The 23,145-nt window shown below is 63.8% G+C and carries 23 protein-coding genes; 12 read left to right on the forward strand and 11 right to left on the reverse strand.

Annotated elements, in window-relative coordinates; translation table 11 throughout:
- Positions 1–362: 362 nt before the first annotated feature.
- The 4 genes from SH412_RS26420 (at position 363) to SH412_RS26435 (ending at position 2,723) form a co-directional block, all read left to right on the forward strand.
- Complete coding sequence (locus tag SH412_RS26420) at positions 363–776, forward strand: hypothetical protein (protein WP_336521040.1); 414 nt, start codon at positions 363–365, stop codon at positions 774–776.
- A gap of 99 nt (positions 777–875) precedes the next feature.
- Complete coding sequence (locus SH412_RS26425; RefSeq protein ID WP_336521041.1) at positions 876–1,265, forward strand: hypothetical protein; 390 nt, start codon at positions 876–878, stop codon at positions 1,263–1,265.
- A gap of 117 nt (positions 1,266–1,382) precedes the next feature.
- The gene (locus SH412_RS26430) at positions 1,383–1,856 is read left to right on the forward strand and encodes a hypothetical protein (protein ID WP_336521042.1); all 474 of its coding nucleotides are present in this window, start codon (positions 1,383–1,385) and stop codon (positions 1,854–1,856) included.
- 324 nt (positions 1,857–2,180) lie between these two features.
- Complete coding sequence (locus SH412_RS26435; protein WP_336521043.1) at positions 2,181–2,723, forward strand: hypothetical protein; 543 nt, start codon at positions 2,181–2,183, stop codon at positions 2,721–2,723.
- A gap of 211 nt (positions 2,724–2,934) precedes the next feature.
- Here SH412_RS26435 and SH412_RS26440 read toward each other — a convergent pair whose 3' ends face one another.
- From SH412_RS26440 to SH412_RS26475, 8 genes are all read right to left on the reverse strand, one after another.
- Positions 2,935–3,798, reverse strand: a complete 864-nt coding sequence (locus SH412_RS26440; protein ID WP_336521044.1) for an SCO family protein — start codon at positions 3,796–3,798, stop codon at positions 2,935–2,937.
- Positions 3,799–3,821: 23 nt separating this feature from the next.
- A complete protein-coding gene (locus SH412_RS26445) occupies positions 3,822–4,655 on the reverse strand; it encodes an ABC transporter permease (protein ID WP_336521045.1) in 834 nt (277 codons plus the stop codon).
- A 376-nt stretch (positions 4,656–5,031) separates the two neighbouring features.
- Positions 5,032–5,451 (reverse strand): YraN family protein, encoded by a 420-nt coding sequence (locus SH412_RS26450; RefSeq protein ID WP_336521046.1) that lies wholly within the window; start codon positions 5,449–5,451, stop codon positions 5,032–5,034.
- A 119-nt stretch (positions 5,452–5,570) separates the two neighbouring features.
- Positions 5,571–5,942 carry a 50S ribosomal protein L19 gene (gene rplS / locus SH412_RS26455; RefSeq protein WP_336521047.1) on the reverse strand — a complete coding sequence of 124 codons (372 nt, stop codon included), beginning with the start codon at positions 5,940–5,942 and terminating at the stop codon, positions 5,571–5,573.
- A gap of 78 nt (positions 5,943–6,020) precedes the next feature.
- Complete coding sequence (gene trmD, locus SH412_RS26460) at positions 6,021–6,725, reverse strand: tRNA (guanosine(37)-N1)-methyltransferase TrmD (protein ID WP_336521048.1); 705 nt, start codon at positions 6,723–6,725, stop codon at positions 6,021–6,023.
- A 35-nt stretch (positions 6,726–6,760) separates the two neighbouring features.
- A complete protein-coding gene (rpsP, locus tag SH412_RS26465; RefSeq protein ID WP_336521049.1) occupies positions 6,761–7,120 on the reverse strand; it encodes a 30S ribosomal protein S16 in 360 nt (119 codons plus the stop codon).
- Positions 7,121–7,325: 205 nt separating this feature from the next.
- On the reverse strand, positions 7,326–8,810 hold the full coding sequence (gene ffh / locus SH412_RS26470; RefSeq protein WP_336521050.1) for a signal recognition particle protein: 1,485 nt from the start codon (positions 8,808–8,810) through the stop codon (positions 7,326–7,328).
- Positions 8,811–9,146: 336 nt separating this feature from the next.
- Positions 9,147–9,518, reverse strand: coding sequence for a response regulator (locus tag SH412_RS26475; protein WP_336521051.1), 372 nt, complete (start codon positions 9,516–9,518; stop codon positions 9,147–9,149).
- Positions 9,519–9,763: 245 nt separating this feature from the next.
- On the opposite strand from SH412_RS26475, the gene SH412_RS26480 reads away from it, so the two are divergent.
- The 3 genes from SH412_RS26480 to SH412_RS26490 all read left to right on the forward strand — a co-directional run bounded on the left by SH412_RS26480 (position 9,764) and on the right by SH412_RS26490 (position 13,398).
- Complete coding sequence (locus SH412_RS26480; RefSeq protein ID WP_336521052.1) at positions 9,764–10,837, forward strand: prolipoprotein diacylglyceryl transferase; 1,074 nt, start codon at positions 9,764–9,766, stop codon at positions 10,835–10,837.
- Between the two features lie 214 nt (positions 10,838–11,051).
- The gene (locus SH412_RS26485; RefSeq protein WP_336521053.1) at positions 11,052–11,630 is read left to right on the forward strand and encodes a sigma-70 family RNA polymerase sigma factor; all 579 of its coding nucleotides are present in this window, start codon (positions 11,052–11,054) and stop codon (positions 11,628–11,630) included.
- Between the two features lie 91 nt (positions 11,631–11,721).
- A complete protein-coding gene (locus SH412_RS26490) occupies positions 11,722–13,398 on the forward strand; it encodes an anti-sigma factor family protein (RefSeq protein ID WP_336521054.1) in 1,677 nt (558 codons plus the stop codon).
- Positions 13,399–13,424: 26 nt separating this feature from the next.
- Here the strand turns inward: SH412_RS26490 and SH412_RS26495 are convergent, their stop codons facing one another.
- Together SH412_RS26495 and SH412_RS26500 are read right to left on the reverse strand one after the other, a co-directional pair.
- Positions 13,425–14,204: a hypothetical protein gene (locus SH412_RS26495; RefSeq protein WP_336521055.1), complete on the reverse strand. Its 780-nt coding sequence runs from the start codon at positions 14,202–14,204 to the stop codon at positions 13,425–13,427.
- 84 nt (positions 14,205–14,288) lie between these two features.
- Positions 14,289–14,999, reverse strand: coding sequence for a hypothetical protein (locus SH412_RS26500; RefSeq protein ID WP_336521056.1), 711 nt, complete (start codon positions 14,997–14,999; stop codon positions 14,289–14,291).
- A gap of 498 nt (positions 15,000–15,497) precedes the next feature.
- Between SH412_RS26500 and SH412_RS26505 the strand changes: the two genes are divergently transcribed.
- The 5 genes from SH412_RS26505 (at position 15,498) to SH412_RS26525 (ending at position 21,529) form a co-directional block, all read left to right on the forward strand.
- Complete coding sequence (locus tag SH412_RS26505; protein ID WP_336521057.1) at positions 15,498–15,827, forward strand: hypothetical protein; 330 nt, start codon at positions 15,498–15,500, stop codon at positions 15,825–15,827.
- A gap of 236 nt (positions 15,828–16,063) precedes the next feature.
- On the forward strand, positions 16,064–17,296 hold the full coding sequence (locus SH412_RS26510; RefSeq protein WP_336521058.1) for an LL-diaminopimelate aminotransferase: 1,233 nt from the start codon (positions 16,064–16,066) through the stop codon (positions 17,294–17,296).
- A gap of 129 nt (positions 17,297–17,425) precedes the next feature.
- Complete coding sequence (gene rlmN, locus SH412_RS26515) at positions 17,426–18,490, forward strand: dual-specificity RNA methyltransferase RlmN (protein ID WP_336521059.1); 1,065 nt, start codon at positions 17,426–17,428, stop codon at positions 18,488–18,490.
- 285 nt (positions 18,491–18,775) lie between these two features.
- Positions 18,776–20,455 (forward strand): tetratricopeptide repeat protein, encoded by a 1,680-nt coding sequence (locus tag SH412_RS26520; protein WP_336521060.1) that lies wholly within the window; start codon positions 18,776–18,778, stop codon positions 20,453–20,455.
- A gap of 279 nt (positions 20,456–20,734) precedes the next feature.
- Positions 20,735–21,529 (forward strand): GGDEF domain-containing protein, encoded by a 795-nt coding sequence (locus SH412_RS26525; RefSeq protein WP_336521061.1) that lies wholly within the window; start codon positions 20,735–20,737, stop codon positions 21,527–21,529.
- A gap of 171 nt (positions 21,530–21,700) precedes the next feature.
- On the opposite strand, the gene SH412_RS26530 is transcribed toward SH412_RS26525, so the two are convergent.
- Positions 21,701–23,113, reverse strand: coding sequence for an aldehyde dehydrogenase family protein (locus SH412_RS26530; protein WP_336521062.1), 1,413 nt, complete (start codon positions 23,111–23,113; stop codon positions 21,701–21,703).
- Positions 23,114–23,145 lie beyond the last annotated feature (32 nt).

Raw genomic sequence — 23,145 nt, forward strand, 5'->3', positions numbered from 1 at the left:
TAAGACCTTCCTGCGGGCGTGTTCAGGGGGCTCTCAACCACCTGCCAATGTAACTTCCTCCCACGCAGACACCGGACATGTGTAATTCTTGCGACACTCCCTTTGCCGAAGCGCACTCAGAACGATTTTCCCTGCAATTCTTTCCTGGCGAGAATCTGAATGTCGCACCTCTTAATGCGCTGGAAAGGCTCGGAGGGAAATCGATCGGAACAGCCGCGGAAGATCCAAAAAGCGACATTTGGCACGGAGAGTGCATCAGAGTGATTCCCATCAAGCACGCCAAACGGTGGCTGGCTGAGACTGACCACGGGACGGCTCAAGCAAGAGCCTCATCCCTGAAACCAACCGCGAAGGAACGAATCATGATGTTTTCCAAACTCTCCGCTCTGTGCGTGACCGGTGCGATGCTGCTGACGACCGGCAGCCTGCGGGCCCAGGACTTCCGCAACAGCAACTGGGGTCATCGGCCCGGATATTCCGCCTCCAACTACGGCGGGCACTACGGCTCGACCGCCAGCCAGAATCGCTTCCGCGACGACGACTGCGATTTCAACAGCCGCAACAACGGCTACAGCAGCGCCTACCGCGGAGGAACCTATGGCTCGGCGTGGCCCGGTGCTCAATGGGGCGGGGGCTACAGCTACACCCAACCCTACCGCAGCTCGTCCTACCTGCCGGCCTACCGGACGCCGAGCTACGGCAACGGCTACGGGTACTCGCAGCCCGGCTACCGTTCGACCTCGACCTACGGCTCCAGCCACCCCTGGTATCGGTAAGGAACGACAGCAACGCGCCGCCGTCCGGAATGTCCGGACGGTGGAGAACCCTCCACGCAATCCGGAATCTCGATGATCTTTTGAATGAAGGAACCGATCATGCTTGCGAAATTCTCAACCCTGTTTGTGGCCGGCGCAATGGTGATGGCCGCCGGAAACGTCAACGCGGCCGACGACTTCGGCCTGAGCTGGGGCCGCACCCCCGGCTACGCGACCAGCAGCACGCGGAATCTCAACAATGGCATCGCGGTCGGCGGCTGCTACCCGACCAGCAATGCCGGCAACCACTGGGGCTCCAGTTCATACGGCTCCCGTTGGTCCAACGATCGCTGGGACCACCGGAACACCGGCTACGGCAGCTCGCTCCCCTACCACGCCTCGTCGTACCGGCCGGTCTACCGGCCCACGACTTACAACGGCCCCTTCAATCACAACCTGCCGGCGTACGGTCACACGACCTGGAACGCCAACCGTCCGTACTACCGGTAACGCTCGTCCGTGGCAGTTGAGCGATCGATGTTCGAGTCACGCTTCCCGGAATGTCCGGGCGGCGCTCCCCTCTCGAACGGTCTGCTTCTGGAAAGTCATTTTGCGAAGGAACGGATCATGTTTGCGAAAGTCTCCACCGTCTGTATTGCCGGCGCCTTGTTCATGGTCGCCGGCGGTAATGCCCAGGCTCAGGACTTCTTCGGTTCGAACTGGGGCGCCCGCCCCGCCTACTCCGCCGCCCCGGCCCGCCACACCGGTCTGCTGGGACTCGGAATCCTCCCCGTCGGGCCGACGGTTTCCTCCGGATGCGCCAACGGTCAATGCGGGCCTGCCAGCTACGGGAACTACGCCGCCGGAAACTGCGCCAACGGACGCTGCCCGCTCCCGAACGCCGGGGCCATGAATTGCCCGAACGGTCAGTGCGGCCCGCAGTACGGCAACGTGCCGGTCTACCGCAGCACGCAGTATCAGCCGGCTTACCGGCCCGTTTACCAGCAGCCGGTCTATCAGCAGCCGAACTACAACGGCTACTCCCAGCCGGTCGTCCGCCCGACGGGCTACAACGGCGTGAACAGCCCCTTCTACCAGTAATCCCGCCGGTTGACTGACGGGATTTCATCCCACCCTTTCAAAGCCGGACCGGTCCTTCGCGACCGATCCGGCTTTCTGATTTTGTCTCGTTTCCAGACAGTCGAGCGGCGCTGGGCGTCCTCAATCCACCGGTCCGTCCCTTCTTGCGACCGAGGAGAACATCCGCGACCAGGCACCTTTCTGAAATGGCAGTCGCCCGCTCCGGGAGGTGCGTGGGAGGTCGGTACAATCCCCTTCGCCTGACGGTCTCCGCCCGATCGGCTATGATCGTCGGGACGAGAAAACCGTGGTGGTTTCGATTCCTGGAGTTCGCGGATGTCGAAAATGTGGATCGTTCTTCTGTTTGTGGCGGGTGCGGCGTTGTCCTGGGGTCTGTATGTGCCGTCGGTGCACGTCGCCGCTCAAATGGCCAAGAGCAACCTGCGGGCGTTTCTGCTGGTGGGGGTCGCGTACTTCATCGTCGCCGTGATGATCCCCGCGCTGATGATCTACGTGGCGAAGTTCGATCCGACCGCGAAAGGGGATCCGAACTTCAGCAGCCTGGCGATCGGTTGGGGGCTGACGGCGGGAACCTTCGGAGCGATCGGGGCTCTGTGCGTGATTTTCGCAGTGACGGCGGCCGGCAAGGGGGGAGCAATCTACGTAGCGCCGCTGGTCTTCGCGGGGGCGCCGATCATCAACACGATTGCAACGATCCTGTACTTCCACCCGGTGAAGCGGCTGCCGGACCTCCCCTTCTTCCTGGGTCTGGGCCTGGCCGCCGTCGGAGCGGCGATGGTGATGATCTACAAGCCGGTCGACTCCCCGGCAAAGCCCGGCGACGCGCATGGGGCAACCCCGGCGGCGGCGACGAGCGGATCGCACTGAGGACTTCGAGCCTGCCGTGGCTCTTTCCAGTTCGATCCCCGCAGAAAATCGGCGCGGGGAATCGATTCCGGGAAGAGCCGCAGGCGGCATGCGCCCTCCCGCCTCTCCCGTGGGCTTTGTGAGCGGCAGGGCAGCTCCCAACTCTGGAGACTCTCAAGCCCCCCCGGGCCAGCGGAAAACCGGCCCTCGCCACGCACGCCGACCAGACTCGCTACTCCGCCGGGGCGACCGGGTTGTCGGCGTCCGCCGGGGCGGTTCCCGCCAGAGCCCGGGCTCGTTTCTGCAGTTCGCGGCGAAGCTGAGCCATCTCGTTGTCCTTGGCGGCGTTGTACTTCGCCCGCACGACTCCCCGCTCGTCGACCAGCAGCACCCAGATTGAGTGGATCACGTCGTAGCCGCCGTCCGCCTCGGGAACTTCCTGAACGGGCATCAGGAAGCTGCGGTGAATCAGACCGTAGATCTGCGTCGCGTCCCCCGTCAGGAAGAACCACTTCGACAGGTCGGCTCCATTCTGCTCGGCGTACTTCTTGAGCACCTCGGGCGTATCGCGTTTGGGATCGACCGTCAGCAGGACCAGTCGGACGTCGTCCTCCTTGAGCTGATCCTGCAGGTCCTTCATCTTGCGAGTGACCGTCGGGCAGGGGCCGATGCAGTGGGTGAAAACGAAAGCCACGGCCCACGGCCGGCCGAGCAGATCGGCCTTCGTAATCGTCCGGCCGTCGCAGTTGGTCAGCGAAAAGTCCTCGATGCCGTCCAGACTCCAGATGGTCTCCGTGTCGTTGTCAGCGTGATTCCGGACCGCCGACTGGCCGTCGGGACGGAGAGCGGCGTTCTGAGCGTTGCCGGCCATCAATTGGCCGATGTCGATGCTGGCTTCCCCCTGGGACATGTCGATCGACACGGTCTGCGGTGCGACGGCGGGATCGTCGGAACGGAGTTCGAGTTTCATCGACGGAGCGGCGGACTGCCGACTGAACCGCATGAGGAACAGCCCCGCGAAGACAGCGATCCAGAGGACCAGGCCGACCCAGAAGAAAATGCCGACTCGGCCCGATCGATTGCGATGCTCAGTCATGGAAAATCCTCCGCCTGCGGCGGTCAGCGGACGTTGAGAGCGCTCCGGCGGGTCGTCAGCCAGGCGGCGGCGGCGATGCAGATCGCGCCGAACGCCAGCGTGACGACGATGCACAGGGCCAGGCCGGGGAGTCCGGCTACCTGTTCGGGCGAATGCGCCAGCCAGCGGCGCAGCCCCGCTACGCCATACGTCAGCGGGTTGAGTCGAATGACCCAGGCGAGCCAGCCGCTCTCCGCTGCGGGAAAGAACGAGCCCGAGAGGAGCCACATCGGCATCAGAAACACGCTCATGATCGCGTGAAAGCCGTGCGTCGATTCCATCGGCCAGGCGATGCAATAGCCGAGAGCCGTCAGGGTGAAGGCCAGCAGCGTCAGCCAGAGGAGCACCGGCGCGACGTTCTGCGCGGTGAGGCCCGTTTCCATGGCCGGGGCCAGCCTGATCCAGGCCAGGAGCGGGCCGATCACGAGAAACAGGACCGCCTGCAGCATGGCCAGCAGCGCGCCGCCGCAGAGCTTGCCGCAGACGATCGCCAGCCGCGAAACCGGGGCCGCAAGGACGCCCTGCAAGAAACCCTCGCGGCGGTCTTCGATGATGCTGATCGTCGAGAAGATCGCCGTGAACAGGACGATCATCACCGCGATGCCGGGGAAGAAATATTCCTGGTAGCTCATCCCCGCGGGACCGCGGAACGAACCCTGCAGCCCCGCCCCGAACAGAATCCAGAAGATCAGCGGCTGCCCCAGCGCTCCGACGACCCGCGTCCGCTGCCGGAAAAACCGCACCAGCTCTCTCGCGGCCAGCGTGTAAACGGGCAGCCAGAAGGTGGACGGGGCGGCGGCGGGGAGGACGGCGGACATCGGGGCTTCCGGGGCGGGCGAGCTTCTCTCTCCATTATGGCAGCCGACGGCCAGCCGTGCGACGGGAGGACGGCATCTTTGGCGCGATGCGCGTGTCATCGGTCAACGATGGCGGGAAGTCCGCGACCGGGGAGTTCCTCGGAGTCAGTCCGAGGTTCGGCGAAGATGCCTCTGTCGTACGACGGACGTCCTCGTCCGTCGACCGCGTGGGCCAGGCCATGCCGCAGACACGATCACGACGGACGTGGACGTCCATCGTACTGGAATTCTGCAGACGATCACTTCGACCGGCGAAGACACCTCATGGCATCAGTACCTGTAGACTGACAATTGCCGACTGTCCCCGCGCGATACCCATAGCGCGCACCGCTCGGACTCACCACATCTGCCCGAACCCCGGCGGCTCGAAAGCGGCGCGGAAGTGCTCCAGTTTCGGCGGCGTGCCATCGTCGGTCCAGGTGATCGAGATCACGTCGAACCGGACCCGCCGGCCGAGCCAGCGGCGGCGCTTCAGATAGACCAGGGCCGCCGCCGTCAATCTCCGGCGCTTATCGAGCGTGACGGCTTCCGTCGGGTGTCCGGCGAAGTCGCTCGTGCGGGCTTTGACTTCGACGAAGACGATCGTGTCGCCGTCGAGCGCAACGAGGTCCAGTTCGCCACCCCGGTTGCGATGCCGGCGTTCGAGGATGCGACAACCGAGGCCGCGCAGGTGCCGTTCGGCGAGCGCTTCGCCTTCCCGCCCGCGATCGTCGGTCGCAGTTGACCCGGGCCAGAGCGTGCGCAGCCAGGACCACATGAGCGGGAACCGTTGAGGGGCGAGCGTTGAGCGTTGAAAAAAGAGCAACAAGACGACGGCTGCAGGCCGTTCTACTCGACGCTCAACTCTCAACGCTCAACGCCTTCGTTCCCGCAATACTACTTCGCGGCCTTCGCCGACTTCTCCATGCGCTCGACCAGGCGGACGGCCTTGCCGGTGCGGTCGCGGAGGAAGAACAGCTTGGCGCGGCGGACCTTACCGTGCCGCTTGACGACCACCTTCGCCACCTTGGGGCTGTGGATGGGGAACGTTCGCTCCACACCCTCGCCGGCCACGATGCGGCGGACGGTAAAGTTTTCGCGGATGCTTCCCGCGTTCCGGGCGATGACGACGCCGTTGAAGATCTGGATGCGTTCTTTGTCGCCTTCCAGAATCCGCTGATGGACGTCGACGGTGTCGCCGATTTCGAATTCGAGCGGCTCGGCGCGCAGGCCGGACTCTTCCACAAGCTGGACCAGTTTACGTTGCATGGCGTTACGCTCCTCTCGACCCCGCGGCTGGCGGGGTCCTGTTTCACGGGCGGCGGGTTCGCCGCCGGTTAAGCTGTCTCAATCGCGTCTGTTCGATCCGGGTTCATCGAGCAGGTCCGCCCGACGCTCGCGCGTCCGCAGCAGACTCTGCTGTTCTCGCCAGGCTGCGATCGCCTGATGGTTGCCGCTGAGGAGCACTTCCGGGACCGTCATGCCCCGAAACTCCCGCGGCTTGGTGAACTGGGGGTATTCCAGCAGTCGCTTCTCGGCGAACGAGTCGTACTTGCTGCTGGTTTCGTCCCCCAGCACACCCGGCACCAGCCGGATCACGCTGTCGATCACCAGCATCGCGGGAACCTCTCCGCCGTTACAGACGAAGTCGCCGATCGAAACCTCGAGCGGCCTGAGTCCCTGAACGATGCGATCATCAAATCCTTCGTACCTGCCGCAGAGCAGCAGGAGCCGCTCGTGGTCGGCCAGCTCCCGGACCAGAGTCTGGTCCAGCCGGCGTCCCTGCGGCGTCAACATCACCAGTTGTCCCGGCGCCGGGCCTTGCGCCTGCACGTGTTCCACCGCGTCAAAGACGGGAGGGCACATGATCAGCATGCCCGGCCCTCCCCCGTACGGCGTGTCGTCGACCGACTTGTGCTTGTCGCTCGCCCAGTCGCGGACGTTCCACAGATGCACATCCACCAGGCTCTTCTCGATCGCCTTCTTGAGGAGGCTCTGTTCGAGATAGCCGGCGAAGATCTCCGGAAACAGCGTCAGGACGTCGAAGCGCATGGTCGGTCAGACATATCGTGCGGGGACAGGGGCGCTTATTCGGCGGCGGCTTCCGCAGGAGCTTCTTCGGCGCCTTCGGGGACTTCCGGCACCGTTTCGCGGACCTTGGGGGCCTGCAGCGGAGCGGGAGCGGCGGCGACGCCGAACCGGTTCGTCTTCACCTTCTTCACCAGCGTCGCAACGCGATCGGACATGCTGGCGCCAACGGAGAGCCAGTATTCGACGCGGTCGAGCTGGACGCTGACGCGCTTCGACTTGTCGACGACGGAGGTGTCGTACCAGCCGACCTCCTCAATGGCCTTCCCTTCGCGGTGCACGCGCGAGTCCATGACACAGATGCGGTAGAACGGACGGTGCTTGCGTCCAATCTTCTTCATACGGATGCGAACTGCCACGCAATCGACTCCTCAAAAAAAACGGGTTAAACGATGTCCACGGGCCGCAGCCCGGTGAATTCTTTGACCACGAATTGCACAAGTCAGGAATACGAGTGGTGAGCCTCGCAGCCCCGACTCACCCTACTTCTCTCTGTTCCTGTTCGTGCTGATTCGTGTCATTCGTGGTTCCTGCCTTCTCTTCTCACAACTCGCCGGAACGCGTCTACCGGTTCCGCTTCTTCTGCTTCTTGGATTCCTTGCGGGCCTTCTTGCGCTTCTCGTCGGCCAGTTTCTGGTCGGCGGGACCGCGCTTGCTCCGCTCCTTCTGCTGCTTCAGGTTGGCGCCGGGATTGAACATGCCGGCCTGGCCGAGCTGGCTCATGGCCTTCATGCGGTCCATCATCCCCAGACCCGACATCTTCTGCATCATGCCGGACATCGCGCCGAAGTCTTTGAGAATCCGGCTGACATCCGCGGGATCGGTGCCGCTGCCGCGGGCGATGCGGTGCCGACGGCTCCGGTCGATCCGGTCGGGGTTGAGCCGCTCTTCCTTCGTCATCGAGCTGATGATCGCCTCGATCCGGCCCATGTCCTTTTCGGGATCGGCCATCTCGGGAAGCTGATCCATCATGCCGCCGACGCCCGGGATCATCTTCATGATGTCCTTGAGCGATCCCAGCCGGCGGATCCACTGCATCTGCGTCCGGAAGTCCTCCAGGCTGAACTTGCCGGCCGCCATCTTCTTCTGGGCCGACTCGACTTCTTCCTGCGAAACCGCCTGCTGGGCCCGTTCGAAGAGGGTGACGACGTCGCCCATCCCCAGGATGCGTCCCGCCATGCGGTCGGCGTGGAACGGTTCCAGGCGGTCGAGCTGTTCGCCGACGCCGATGAACTTGATGGGGACGCCGGTGACTTCGCGGACCGAGAGGGCGGCGCCGCCGCGGGTGTCGCCGTCGAGCTTGGTGAGGATCACGCCGTCGAGTTCGAGGGCGTCGTTGAAGGCCTTGGCGCTGTTGACGGCGTCCTGGCCGGTCATGGCGTCGCAGACCAGGAGGATCTGATCGGGCTGGACCTTGCGGTCGATCAGCTCGAGCTCCTGCATCAGGTCGGCGTCGACGTGGAGTCGGCCGGCGGTGTCGAAGATGATGACGCTGATATCGCCAGCCTGCTTCGCAGCGGCCAGGGCGTTGGTACAGACTTTGAGGGGCGTCGTTCCCTGCGGGGGCTCGCTGTAGACGGGGACGCCGAGCTGCGCGCCGATGACTTTGAGCTGTTCGATGGCGGCGGGGCGCTGGAGGTCGGCTGCGACCAGCATGGCTTTGTGGCCGCTCTCTTTGAGCATGCGGGCCAGCTTGCCGCAGGTCGTCGTTTTGCCGGAGCCCTGGAGGCCGCACATCATGATGCGGTTGAGGGAGTCCCGCCGCAGATGCAGCGAGTTGTCCGTCGGGCCCATCAGGTTGACGAGCTCCTGATGGACGATGCCCACGATCTGCTGATCGGGACGGAGAGACTTGAGAACCTGCTCACCCAGCGCCTGCTCGGTCACCCGTTTGATGAAACCGGTGGCGACGTCGTAGTGGACGTCGGCTTCGAGCAGCGCCCGCTTGACCTGCGCGAGACCATCCCGGACGTTGGCTTCGGTCAGTTTCCCGCCGCGACCCAACACCGAGAGCGCAGACTTCAGGCTGGTGGTGATGCTTTCGAACATTCGACTCGACTCAGGTTCAGGAAGTCCGGGGCGTGCCAAGGCGGTGACACGGCGTCGCCTCAGCGACGATCCAGGCAGCATCAGCCGCCCAGGAACCGGGGGTGGAAGCGGGAAAGTATAGAGAAACGCGGGCGGCGGATGCAACGAAGGGCGGAAAGCGGAGAGCGGAAGGCGGAGAGCCAGACGAAGGAAGCACCCGCAACTAATTACGCATAAAGATGTTGCGTCTCATTGATCGCGTTTCCAGACTCTGTCTGGGTACGTCGCTCCCGGAGACTCCGCGTCCTCCTGCGGTGTGAGAAGGCGGCATAATTCGGCTCGCGGGAGCGGCGGGCCCTACTTTAAGAACGGCTCCAGCCGGGCCACGACGTCCGCCTTCCCCAGCTCCAGCTTCCCGAAGCCGGGTTCGGCGCCCAGCGCTACGGCGTTGGCCTGATGCTCGGGATAATTCGAGACCAGCATGATTGGAACATCGACGAGGGCCGGGTCGGCCTTTATGAGACGGATCAGTTCGCCGCCATCGCTGTAGTCGGCATCCAGCTTGCGATTGACGAGGACCAGATCATATTTCGCCGCGCGCAGGTCATACATGGCATCGACAATCGTGTCCGCGGTCGAAATGACGACGTCGAAGTTCGACTTGAGGAACCGCGAAATCGCACTGTGATCGGGACCGCATTGACCAACGCTGAGGACCTGCCGAGGCATCGCAGAAAATCTCCGGGGAATCCAAGAAATCGCTCCTGGATCATAGACAAAGGAGCGTCCACTCCCCAGTCATCCGTCTGACGGGCAATTCCTTTCTGGCTTTCGACTCTCAACTCTCGTCACTCGACTCTCCCCCAACTGGGGTAGGTCCGATTCGGCCGCGCGCCTATACTGGACAGAAGCGGCCGGCCCCGATCGACTCACGGGAATACGGACGGTCAGCGCGATTCCACTGAGACGATTTCATGCGCCAGGTTCTGCTGCGATTTCCGTTCGACAAGCCGTGGGACTTCGGCCCGCTGGGTCAGTGGCCCGGTTTCGGGTTCGGGATCGTCCTGCTGGCGTGGATGTTGTTCGGAGCGTGGTCGTTGCGCACTTTGTGGAGCCGTCGGGGGCATTGGACCGGCGACGACTGGTCGTCGATCGGGCTATGGCTGGGCATTGCGCTGGCGATCATCTGGGCGCCGGTGTTCGGGCCGAAATTTGCGCCGCAGGGGCTGCCGGTCTACGGTTACGGGCTGATGCTGTTGATCGGGTTCGGCAGCGGGGCGCTGCTGGCGGTCTGGCGGGCGAAGCGGGAGGGTTTGAATCCCGATCTGATCTGGGACCTGGCGATGTGGCTGTTCATTCCGGGACTGATCGGAGCCCGAGTCTTTTATCTCGTCCAGTACGGACATCAGGTCTTCGCGGGCAAGCGGGGGCCAGAGCTGTTGTGGGCGGCGATCAATCTGCCGGACGGCGGACTGGTGCTGTTTGGCGGCCTGCTGGCGGGGGCGGTTTCGTACTTCCTGTTCTGCCAGCGACGGCAGGTGCAGCCGCTGCTGCTCGCGGATATTGTGACGCCGTCGGTGTTTCTGGGAATCGGGTTCGGGCGGATCGGCTGCCTGCTCAACGGGTGCTGCTTTGGCGATCGCTGCGATCTCCCGTGGGGGTTGTCGTTTCCGCATGACAGCGTTCCATTCCGGGTGCTGGTCGAGCGGGGGTTTCTCGCGCCCGATGCGCCGTTCACTCCACCGCTGCATCCCACGCAGATTTATAGCGCGATCGACGGCTTTCTGATTGCGGCCATCACGCTGGCGTATTATCCATACCGGCAGCGCAACGGTTCGGTCTTCGGGATTGCGCTGCTGATTTATCCGACCACCCGTTTTCTGGTCGAGCTGCTGCGCGGGGACGAGTTCGGCCAGTTCGGGACGTCGCTGACCATTTCTCAATGGGTCAGCATCGGTATCATCCTGTGCGGGGTCGTGTACAATCTCGTGTTGTGGCGGCTCCCGGTCCGGGGACGCCCGGTGGCGGCCACGGCTCTTCGGGCGTGAGGTATTCCGGTTCCCGGCGTCCTGTCGGCGGCCCTATCCCGTCTTTGTCGATCCAGTCTTGACGATTTCCCTCCGCGTGACGAGAGCCCCCCGGATGTCGGGGACCAGAGCGACTTTTCCGCAGTCTGCCCAACCGGAAGCGTCCGTCGCCCCGGATTCCGGGGAGAGTCTGGGAACTTTTCCGCCCGCCGCCCCGTCTGAGATGACGGCCACTGTGGAAACGACCTGCGACCAGGAATTGATCGAAAGCAGCCTGTCGGGCAGCTCCGAGGCGTTCGGGGCGCTGGTCCGTCGGTACCAGCATCGTTTGTACCATTCCCTTGTGCACATGCTCGGCTCCGCGGAGGACGCCCAGGACGTGGCGCAAGATGCGTTCGTGCAAGCGTTTCAGAAGCTGGGGACATTCCGGGGACAGTCCGGTTTTTATTCGTGGCTGTACCGGATTGCGATGAATACGGCGATTTCCTCGCGCAGGAAACCGCGACGGCCGACAGTTTCTGTGGAGGCGATGCGCGAGCAGTCGGGTGAGGAGCCCGCCGATCATCGCGGTTCCGCGGCCCCCGCGCACGCGATGGAAGTGGCGGAGCGGCAGCGGGTAGTCCGGTCGGCCCTGGCGGCATTATCGGAAGAATTTCGGACGTGCGTGGTGCTGAAGGAAATGGACGGCTTGAGCTACGAGGAGATTGCGGGGATTCTGGACTGTCCGATCGGGACGGTTCGGAGCCGGATTCATCGTGGACGACTGGAACTGCGGGAAAAACTTCGCAGTTTCCTCGCGACGGGAACGGAATAACAGTGTCCGCGGCCCTGTGAGGTCGGGAATGATAACGAGACTGCGAGCGGTCGCCGACGCCGGTCGGCGATCAGAATGATGAGTGACGAGAATGCCTCGGCCGGGAACTGACGATCTGCTGTCGGCGTACTTCGATCGCGAAGTGACGCCCGCGGAGCGCGCCGCCGCCGAGCAACTCCTGGAGCGGGATATTACGGCGCGGCAGGAACTGGAAGAGATCGGCGGATTGTCCGATCTGCTCAGGTCGCTGCCGCACGAAACCGCGCCGGACTTTCTGCTCTCAGCGACCCTGCAACGGGCGGAACGGGAGACGCTGTTCGCGCACGCCGCCGCCGCGCCGGTCGCAATCGCCCGTCCCCGTCGTCGTCGCGAGTGGCTGGTGGTGCTGGCGGGGCTGCTGACGACGTCGGCCGCCGTGTTGCTAATGGTCAACACGCTGCCCCAGGCCGAGCATGCGCCGGTCGGTTCGATGGCGACGGAATCTGCGCTGGTCGCTTTCGACAGCGCGACGCCGGAGGCTGTTGCGAAGAGTGAGAATGCCTGGCATTTGGGCGAAGGCAACGCCAAGTCGGCGACTGTCGACGACAGTCTCGAATTTCGTGGGGCCGCTTTTAAGAAACTTGAATCGGAAGGCCTTGCGGAGTCTGCGGGGGGAGTTGGCGGTGGAGCTGCCCCGCCCGCACGGGTCGTCGAAGCCCGCCAGAACTCGTTCATGCTGCGTGCGGATCCGGCTGCGCCTGCGCCGGTGACTCGGTTTGGAGTTCCGGCGGGCGAGCCGTTGTCGGCGTCGACGACTCCGCAGGCGCTTCCTGGAGTCCTGAATTTCTCGGACGCCCCGGCGGATGCGATGTTTGCCAATCGCGGTCTGCAGGAGTCGAGCGAGACGGATTTCGGGAGCATGAACACCGCCAACAACAGCATCCGGCTCGGGCAGGTCATTCCGTATCTGGCGATGAACCGCGACGGTGCGATGTCGGTGATCGAGTTCACAGTGATTGACGTCGACCAGGCCGCCGACAGCCTGGAAGTCCTGCTGAGCCGCAATGATGTCAAACCGCAGTCCGGCGACAAGTCTCCCGAGGAAAAGTCCCCGGAGGAGAAGACCAGGCTGAATGGTCTCGCCCGCAAGCAGAGCGGCAATCGCTCGGAGAGTCTGGTTGCGTTTTACGTTCAGACGGGACCGGAACTGGCAGGCCGGGTGATTCGGCAGCTCGAATCGGAGCCGTGGGTTGTCAAGGTGGATCTGATGCCGCCGGTTCCCGGCGACGAACTTCTCAGCGAATCGACGCCGGTCGATGCCCGTCAGATCGAAGAAGTTCTGGTTCGCAACGGCATTCAGTATGGCAATCAGTACGGGAGTACGGCCATGCAGAATTCGGCGGGGACAGTCCTCAGCGGAGCCTCCGAACGCCTGGATCAATCCGGCGGCTCGCGGACTGCGGCGGCGAGTGGTCCCGAGCCCAGACTGGGGCTGGCGGTGACGGATCGGCGGCGGAAATCCGGGGCCGACAGCCCGAGCCAGGCGGGTGCTGAGGAGTTGCAGGTGATGCAACGTTTCGAACTGCGTCATCGACCGGAAGTCGTGCAGTTTCTCGGCGTCAACGCGGCCGAGGCTTCGAAGCCGCTGGCCGGAAACCTGCAGCAGGAGCGAGATCTCGAAGTGAAGCTGTCAGAGAAGCAGTTGACCGCATCCAACAATATTCGGATGCTGTTCATTCTGCAGCAGAATCTTCAGCCGCCGATCACGTCGCCGGTTCCGGCCCCCTGACGGTCGGGAGGCGGCGATTTTGCCGCTTACTTCTGAAAGATTTCGGCGTCGCTGATCCAGTAGAGTCCGAGCGGTTTGCCGCCGTCTTCGAACATCTCGATGCGGAAGGTGCCGGCAACGTCGAACGGACGATTCGGGATGTAGTTCGTCGTCTTCCCGGACTTCATTTCGATGGCGATCAGATCGTAGACCTTCGGGTCGCGACCGAAGCAGCAGATCTGGTTGTCGCGCGCCAGGACGAACTTCTCGATACCGGTCGGCTCGAACGTGGGGTACATGAATCCGCGGATGCGGATCTTCCTGCCGTCGAGTTCCTTCAACCACGTTGGCATGACTTCGACGGCGTTGGGCGTGACCGGCTCCATATTCAGGACCTTCAGCAGGTCGAGGTCGTCGTAGGAAACGCGGATCGTTCCGCCGGCCCCTTCCGTCCGGAACTCCTTCTCGGGAATCAGTATCTGCACGACGCGATTGGCGCCGGCATTCTGCGGATCGAGGGCATCGGCGGGGGGCGTCGGCGTTCCGCGGTCCGCGACATTGAGCACTGCGGAGACGCTGGAACCATCGACGACATTAACGGGGGCCAGCGCCGACGCGGGAATTGCAACTTCCAACTCGTCAACGGCGGGCGGCTGAGTGGTTGCCAGGGCGCCCGGTTTGTCTACAGCCGGCGTCTGCTCACCAGAGCCGTGAATCTGATCGTAAGTGCGATATTCGCCAATCGACGGATCATTGCAGCCGATCAGGGTTGCAGAGACTCCGGCCGCCAGACAACCCGCAACCGTCCAGCCAGTGCGTCGGCGCATGGTTCAGTCCCCTGTTTCTTCGCAGACCGGCAAGACGGACGCGATCGTCGGATGACCGTCGCCCGGAACGACTCCGCTCAGTGTTCAGTATGACGTCTTCGCCGGGCCAAAGTAGCTGCATTCCAACTGATAGACTGGCTGCAGCCCCGTCGGATCGACCGTCGGTTCGGCTTTGAAGGTCCCGGCGACCGCGACCAAGCCCGTGCGGAAGTTTGCTGCCTGATCTCCGGTCATCCGGATCTGAATCATGTCGGTCACCTTGGGATTTCCGCCGAAGCAGCAGTCGCCGCTGTCCTTGCACAGGACAAAGGTCTTCAGGCCGAAGTGATCGCGCGACGGGTACATGTAGCCCTTGATGAAGACGGGTTTGCCGCTCAACTCAGCAACCGACGGGTCCACCGCGAGCGATCCGTCCATTCGCTGTGACACTTCCTTCGAGGAAATGTCGCCCACGAAGCTCAGTCGCTCGAATCCCTCCGGGACCTCGGTGGCGTAACTATAGGCATGGAGAGTGGATGCTCCGGTGAAGACCAGCAGGTTCAGCGCGAGCGTGACTGTCGCCGCCACGCCGCCCGTGAAATACTGCCTCTCCCGTCGGATCCGAAGGAGCGACAGGCCCGCCAGCACGACGCCGACGAGCGGAATCAGCACCAGCGGTTCCCAGACGAACGCCAGGACGGACAGGACTACGAAGCCGGCGCTGATGGGAACCGTCAGCGGGACGACCCGATAGTCGAAATCGTCTGCCGGAACTGCGTCGGCGGCCATAGGTCGGGCAAGAACTGCCTGCGACATGGGAACACTCCCCTCGCGTACAACTGAAGACAACGCAAAACGAATCATGCCGCTACTTTGGCCAACCGGAAGAGTCGTGTCCAGATTCGGTCGAGGAAACCTGAGCCGCTTTCACCGCTCCGCCCATCCTCTCTTCGGCGAAGACCGGCACACCCGGTCACCAAATCTCGGCTCCGGACACTCGCACCGCCGGCCGGTAAGCATTGCAGGGCGAGCAAAGAACCTGTCCCCCCGCAAGCTGGAGAGACAGCTTCGCTCACCGCATTATACGCACGCCGGAGCCCGAATCGCCGAATGTTTTCCGTCGACTCCCAACCCTCTTCCAGAGAACAGGTTACGAATTGCCGCATCCCGTTCAGATCCCGTTCACTGCGGCGGCTCGACCCTAACGGATAATCCCGAAGAGCCGCCCGCAGCGATCGCGCCGCGAATCCGGCCTGCACCTGCGCGTCCCGTCCGACTGGCGAGGTTGCCTGCCGCCGGTCCGATATGAGCGGCATGGACGACTTCGAACTGGCTCTGTTGCAGAAACACCCCGAATGGCAGACGGTGCTGCAGGGGTATTTCGACCGCTATCAGGAACTGCGGAGCCAGTCGGCTGACGGTGAAGCCTGGATTTCCCGGATTGCGGCCTTTCCCGGGATCGAATCGACCGTGTTGTCGTCGATTCATGGCAAACTGATCGCCCACGGCTTCCTGAAGTTTGAAGTTGGCGCCCGGGACGCCGGCGTGCTCTACCAGCTCACCACGCTCGGCCGCCAGGCGGTGAGCAACAACTTCCTGAGCCTCGCCGAACCGGAAGAGGCGGAGCTGGCTGCCGCCGGTTAGGTGGCTGAGACCTGTTCTCGGGTGGCACGCCCTGCGGTTCTGGGATGGGTGTGTTTTTCAGATCGTAAGGGCACGCCCTTCGAGGACTCAGGGCGTGCCACCCCGGTACGCGTTGGCTCTGGTCGGATTTCGTGCTTGCGCGTTGAGTTGCAAAGCACTTCCTGCACCTCTACAACCATCGGTCCGGGTTTTCGCCCGTCCGGGGCGGACCGTTTGAACGAGGTGGAGAGGGACGCATGGCGCTGGTCAACGAAAACTTCCTGAAACTCAAGGCGGGCTACCTCTTTCCGGAAATCGGTCGTCGCGTCTCGAAGTACGCCGCCGAGAATCCGGACGCCAAAATCATCCGTCTGGGAATCGGCGACGTCACCGAGCCCCTGCCGGCCGCCGTGACGGAAGCGATGCATAAGGCCGTCGACGAGATGGCTACGCGGGCGTCGTTCCGCGGCTACGGTCCGGAACAGGGTTACGACTTCCTGCGCAACGCCATTGCCCAGAACGATTTCCAGTCCCGCGGCTGCAACGTGTCCGCCGACGAGATTTTCGTCTCGGACGGCTCCAAATGCGACTCGGGCAACATTCTGGAGATCTTCGGCAACGACAACGTGGTGGCCGTCACCGATCCGGTCTATCCGGTGTACGTCGACACCAACGTCATGGCCGGACGGACCGGGGACGCGGATGCCGCCGGGCGGTATGCCGGGCTGGTGTACCTCCCCGTCACCGCTGAGAACGGCTTTGTTCCCGCGCTACCCGACCGGCATGTCGACCTGATCTACCTGTGCTACCCGAATAACCCGACGGGAACGGTCGCCACACGCGAGACTCTGCAGAAGTGGGTCGACTACGCCCGTGCCGAGAAGGCAATCATCTTCTTCGACGCGGCGTACGAGGCTTTCATCACCGAGCCGGGCGTTCCGCACTCGATCTACGAGATCGAGGGGGCCCGCGAGGTGGCGATCGAGTTCCGGAGCTTCAGCAAGACGGCGGGATTCACCGGCACCCGCTGCGCCTTTACGGTTGTCCCCAAAGGACTCAAGGCCACAACCGCCTCTGGTGAAGCCGTCGAGCTGCACGGCCTCTGGAATCGCCGACAGAGCACGAAGTTCAACGGCGTCCCGTATGTCATTCAGCGGGGGGCCGAGGCGGTCTATTCCGACGCCGGCAAGGAGCAGGTCCGCCAGCTCGTCAGTTTCTACCTCGAAAACGCCGCAATTCTCAGCCAGGGACTGCGGGACGCCGGCCTGACCGTCTACGGCGGAGTCAACGCTCCGTACGTCTGGCTCAAGACGCCCGGGAATTCGACGAGCTGGGAATTCTTCGACCGACTGCTCTCGACGGCGCACCTGGTTGGCACGCCCGGCAGCGGCTTCGGGGCCAGCGGTGAGGGCTACTTCCGCCTGAGCGCGTTCAACAGCCGCGCGAACGTCGAAGAAGCCGTTCGCCGGATTCATACGGTCCTGAAGTAGTCGGGGCTGTGCCCGGCGGTGCCGCGCGGCAATAATGACAAGTTCCCCGGCAGGGCGGGCTGCGCCCGCTCTGCATTTTCCGCATTCGAGACGACAAAAGATGGTGGGCACAGCCCACCCTACAATTGCATGCACCGGCCGAGAGTTTACGAAAAGTCGTTGCCGGAACTTGCGGCCTGGGTGACGGCTCAAGGCTTTCCCGGCTACCGGGCCGAGCAGATCCGCCGCTGGATCTTCGGCAAACGCGTCAACGATTTCGACGCCATGCACGACGTCCCGGCGGCGCTGCGCAAGCAGCTCGCGGAGGAGTTTTCGCTGTTCCCCGCGACGGAAGTCCGGCACCAGGTGGCGGGCGACCGGACGGAGAAGCTGCTGCTGGAGCTGCATGACGGCGAAGTTATCGAATGCGTGCTGATGCGCGAGACCGACCGGCGGACGATTTGCATCAGCACGCAGGTCGGCTGTGCGATGGGCTGCGTATTCTGCGCCAGCGGCATGCTGGGCCTGAAGCGGAACCTCACTACCGGTGAAATCCTCGAACAGGTTCTCCGGCTGGATCGTCGCCTGGGCCCTGACGAACGGATCACCAACGTGGTCGTGATGGGGATCGGCGAGCCGCTGGCCAACCTGAAGTCGCTGCTGCCCGCCCTGGAAAGCCTCAACGACAAGGGAGGCATGGGATTAGGGGCACGCAGGATTACTGTATCCACCGTGGGCCTGCCGGACAAGATCCGCGAGCTGGCGGCGCTCGACAAGCAGTTTAACCTCGCCGTCTCGCTGCACGCCCCAAACAACGCTCTCCGCGACAAACTGGTGAAGGTCAATCACCGGATCGGGATCGAGGCGATCCTCGATGCGGCGGACGAATATTTTCAGAAGACCGGCCGGCGAATCACTTACGAGTACGTTCTGCTGTCGGGGGTGAACGACGGGCCCGAGGAGGCCCGAGAGCTGGCCCGGCTGTTGAAGCCGAGGATCGCGCACGTCAACCTGATCCCGATGAACGGCGTGGCCGAACTCCCCTACGTCGAGCCGACCGCCCCCCGGACGGACGAATTCGTGCGGATTCTCGAAGCATCTGGGATCCCGGCGACGGTCCGGAAGCGGAAAGGGGCCGACATCGACGCCGCTTGCGGCCAGTTGCGGTTGAAACACGAAGGTCCGGCGACGGTGGAACTCTCCGTGCCGGTGTAGCGGATCTCCGGCCTGAGCCGCAGGAACCCGGTTTCTTGAGGTTCTTCCGGCACCTGTCGCAATCGTCAGCCGGTCGATTGATCCTGCTGGCGTCGACAGCCGTAAGATTCTTTAATGGTCTCAAAGATTCTGACTCTGCGATTGCGGGCTCGACTTCGGCGACCCCCGGGTGCCGGGCGTTTCTGACCGAACGGTTTTTGCAACGTGCCCCTGGCTCGAAGCGATTTGACTCCCGTCAACGCTCGCCGACCGAGACACGCGGTTCTGGGGATTGGGGGGAGTATCATGAAACGACTCCATGGATTCGGACTGACACTCTTCAGCCTTCTGCTGCTGGCATCCACACCGGCGTTCGCCCAGCATCACGGCGGGGGCGGACACGGCGGCGGAGGTCATATGGGCGGTGGCGGTCACATGGGCGGCGGGGGCCATATGGGGGGAGGAGGCTTCGGCGGCGGCCATTCCGGCGGATTCCATGGAGGTCACATCGGAGGTCACTCCGGCGGCTTCAGTGGCGGTCATTTTGGAGGCTTTCGATCCGGCGGGACGGTGCACCAGGGGGGCGGCTTCCGGTCCGGCGGCTTTCAGCATCACGGCGGCATCGCCAGCCCATCGTTCCAGGGACGCTCGGGGATCGGGGCCGGAGCGCAGCAACATCACGGCGGCCTCGGCGCGTCGGGCCTGCCGCAACGTCATCTGCCACAGGGGCAGAACTTCGGCGGCCATCGCGGCGGCTATGGCCTGGGAGGCCAGCAGCAGTTCGGTCATCTGCCGGGGATGAACCACCATCTGCAGAGCGGTGTGGGGAACGGCGGCTTTCAGCATCGCGGCGTGCAGTCCCTGCATGGCGGCCAGCGCGCCCCATTGTCACAGGCGGTCCATGCGCCGTGGCACGCCGGGGTGAGTCAGAATTACGGCCATCATCACGGGGGGTTCAACCCCGGCACGACGAATCGCAACTTCAATCATCAGTGGAATCACTACGCCAGGAATACGAACTACAGCAACTTCGGGGCGAATCGCTACGGCTGGGTTCATCACAACACCGGCTGGAGGAACCACAACTACTGGCATTCGAACTACGGCTACCGCTGGAACCGCGGCTACTGGCCGTGGTGGGGCGTCGGCCTCTACAGCTACTGGCCCGGCTGGTACTGGGGCGGCTATGGCGGTCTCGGCGGATACGGAGGCCTCGGTTACAGTGGGTACGGCTACAATTACTACAACCCGTACTACACCGTCCCGACGACCTACGTGACCTGTTACAACTACGCCAATCCGCTGCCGGCGGCCCCGCAGCAGATGATGGATGTCAATCCGGCGACGGCGCCGGCCGACGCCACCGAACAGACCGCGATGGGCAAGTTCGACAGCGCCCGCGGTTCATTCATGACCGGCAACTATGACCAGGCGCTCGCCGACATCGACGGCGCGATCAAGCTCGTGCAGAGCGACGCCAGCATGCACGAATTTCGGGCGCTGACGCTCTTCGCACTCAAGCGTTACGACGAAGCCGCGGCGACGATTTATCCCGTGCTGGCCGCCGGCCCCGGCTGGAACTGGGACACGTTGCGGTCGCTCTATCCGAGCGCCGCGACCTATACCGAGCAACTCCGGGCGCTGGAGGCTTACAGCCGGGCGAATCCGCAGTCCGCACCTGCCGACTTCCTCCTGGCCTACCACTATCTCTCGCTGGGACACATCGAGAACGCCGTCAAGGAATTGAAAATCGTCACCCAACTGCAGCCTGAAGACAAACTGGCCCAGGCGCTCTATGACGCTCTGACCAAGAAGCCGGAGGAGCTGGCTCCGCCCGAGGCGCCGCCGGCCGCGGGAAATCCCAACCAGCCGCAGAACCCCAATCCGGTCCTGCAGGTCAATCCGGCTCCGGTCGGTCCCGCGGTGAGCGCACCGCCGACGATCAACCCTCCAGCGCTGGCCGCTCCGACGGCTTCCACGCCGTAACCTGCTGCCGTCTGTATCACCATCCCGGAGGCCCGTGGCGATCGCTCGTCACGGGCTGTTCCGTTTGCGGACAGGGAGGGCCTCGCGGCATGGATCGAGTCGCTGCAATCGGAGTCTTCCGCGTATTCGGCCGTACCCCGCTTTGCCGGCGAGATTCGTCGTCGCAAGAACGGATCTTCCGAAAGCGTAAGTTAGTCTTGGAGCATCTGGACGCAGGATTGCCCCGGCGTCGTTCAATTCGCGCTCGCCGTCGCTGCGACGGCCCTGAATCGAGCATCCATGTCGTCGGTTTCCACACTCCCATTCAGTCCGTCGGCCCCGCTCAAGGGAATCCTGTTGCGAGTGGGAGTCGTCGTCTTTCTGGTCGAGTCGCTGCTCCTGGCGGCATTCGTGACGTTCGACCCCGACGGTCACATCTGGCACGTCCTCGACGCGCCCCTCTTGACGGTCGCTGTGGCCGCGGTCATCCACTACTGGATCACCAGTCCCCTGGACGCCAGGCTGGCGAGGGCCATTGGCGAGTTGGACGACGCCCGGCTCATCGCCGAGCGGCTTGCGCGGACCGATGGGCTGACGGGAGTTCTCAATCGCCGCGAGCTGCTCGACCGGTTGAAGCGGGAGTGGCTCAAGGCGGAGCGGCACGACGCCCCCTTGTCGCTGCTGATGATCGACATCGATTTCTTCAAGCGGATCAACGACACCTACGGTCATCAGGCCGGCGATGCGGTCCTGGTGAAAGTTGCCCACGTGCTGGAGTCGGCGTGCCGGAATTGCGACGACATCGGGCGTTACGGCGGCGAAGAATTCTGCATCGTCCTCTCCAGCACGACTCTGTGCGAAGCAGCCGCCATCGCCGAGCGTCTGATCGACGAGGTGGCGGGCATCTCGATCGAGCACGAAGGGCAGACTCTGGCGGTGACCTTGAGCGTTGGCGTGGCGCAGAATGCGGGGGGGATGACCGGACCGGGAGAGCTGATCAAGGTCGCCGACTGCGCGCTCTACCGGGCCAAACATCTGGGGCGGAATCGGGTGGAGACTATGGAGCACGTCCTGGAGCTGTGCCCTGCCCAATGAGAGGCGCTCGCAGGTCGGACCGCTCGGCACTCAATCGTCGTGCAGCAAAATCCCCGTACGACGGTCGTCCACGTCCGTCGTCTTCTCAGGCGTTTCCGCCCCGACAAAGTGACCGACGGACGAGGACGTCCGTCGTACGCCAGATAAATGCGCGCCATCGCACCCGTGCGGCTACCCGTGGATGACCACCATTTTCTCTTCGGTCATCTCGCGAATGGCATATCGAGGGCCTTCTTTGCCCAGCCCGCTGTCTTTGAGTCCGCCGTAGGGCATCAAATCGGCCCTCCAGTTGCTGGACCAGTTGATGTGCAGGTTTCCGGCATCGACCTCGCGGGCAAATCGCAACGCCCGATCCAGATCCCGCGTGAAGATCCCCGCCGCCAGCCCGTAGCGCGAGTCGTTGGCCAGCCGGACGGCCTCCTCAAAATCGGCAAACCGCGTGATCGCGACCGCCGGTCCGAACAGCTCCTCCCGGCTGACCTTCATGTCGGGCGTGACGCGATCCAGCACCGCCGGCGCGATCACCGCACCACGGCGCCCGCCGCCCGTCAAGCACCGCGCGCCACCCTGAACCGCTTCTCGAATCCAGCCTTCAACGCGCTCGGCATCCGACTCGCGGACCATCGGCCCGACCTTGGTCGCCGGATCGAACTGGTCGCCAGACGCCAGCGCGGCGACCTGCGGCTGCAACGCCTCAATCAGCCGATCGGCCACCTGCTCGCTCACCAGCAAGCGCTGCGTTGAGATGCAGGTCTGACCGGCGTTGGCATAGCCGCCGGCGACGACCGCCCGGACGGCGAGCTCCAGATCGGCGTCTTCGAGAACGATCACCGGGCTGTTGCTTCCCAGTTCCATCGTCACACGCTTCAGACCGGCCGTCCGGCAGATCCCTTCGCCGACCTCGGCGCTTCCGGTGAAGCTGATCTTCCGGATCCGCGGCTCCCTGCAGATCGCCTCGCCAATCTCGCGACCAGGCCCTGTGACGCAGGCGATTGCCGCCGGGGGAACACCCGCTTCCAGCAGCGCTTCGACCAGTTTCAGCGCCGCCAGAGGCGTATCGCTGGCGGGTTTGAGCAGGACGGCGTTCCCGGCGGCCAGAGCCGGGCCGATCTTATGGCAGACGAGGTTCAGCGGAAAGTTGAACGGCGTGATCGCGGCGACGATTCCGCAGGGGACGCGGAGGGTGAATCCCAGTTTCCCGGCGGCTCCGGGGGCGGCGTCCAGCGGCACCATCTCGCCGACAACCCGCCGGGCCTCCTCCGCCGAGACTTCCAGCGTCTCGATCGAACGCGAAACTTCGGCGCGTCCCTCGGCGAGGATCTTTCCTTCTTCCGTGCTGATCGTCCGGGCGAAGTCTTCGGACTTCGATTTCAGCAGCGCCGCGACGCTCCGCAACAACTGACTGCGATCGAACGCCGACAGCGCTCGCATCTGCCGGGCGCCCTCGACCAGGCCCTCGACTGCGCGCGTTACGTCGGCGGGGGTTCCGCGCGGCACGCGGTCGATCTCGCTCCCGTCGAACGGATTGACGACCGGCATCGTTTCCGTAGCGCCGACCCATTGTCCGCCCAGATACATCTGCATGATTCAACTCCTCGAATGCTCTTCGACATCAT

Source organism: Planctellipticum variicoloris (genome assembly GCF_030622045.1).
GTDB classification, from domain to species: domain Bacteria; phylum Planctomycetota; class Planctomycetia; order Planctomycetales; family Planctomycetaceae; genus Planctellipticum; species Planctellipticum variicoloris.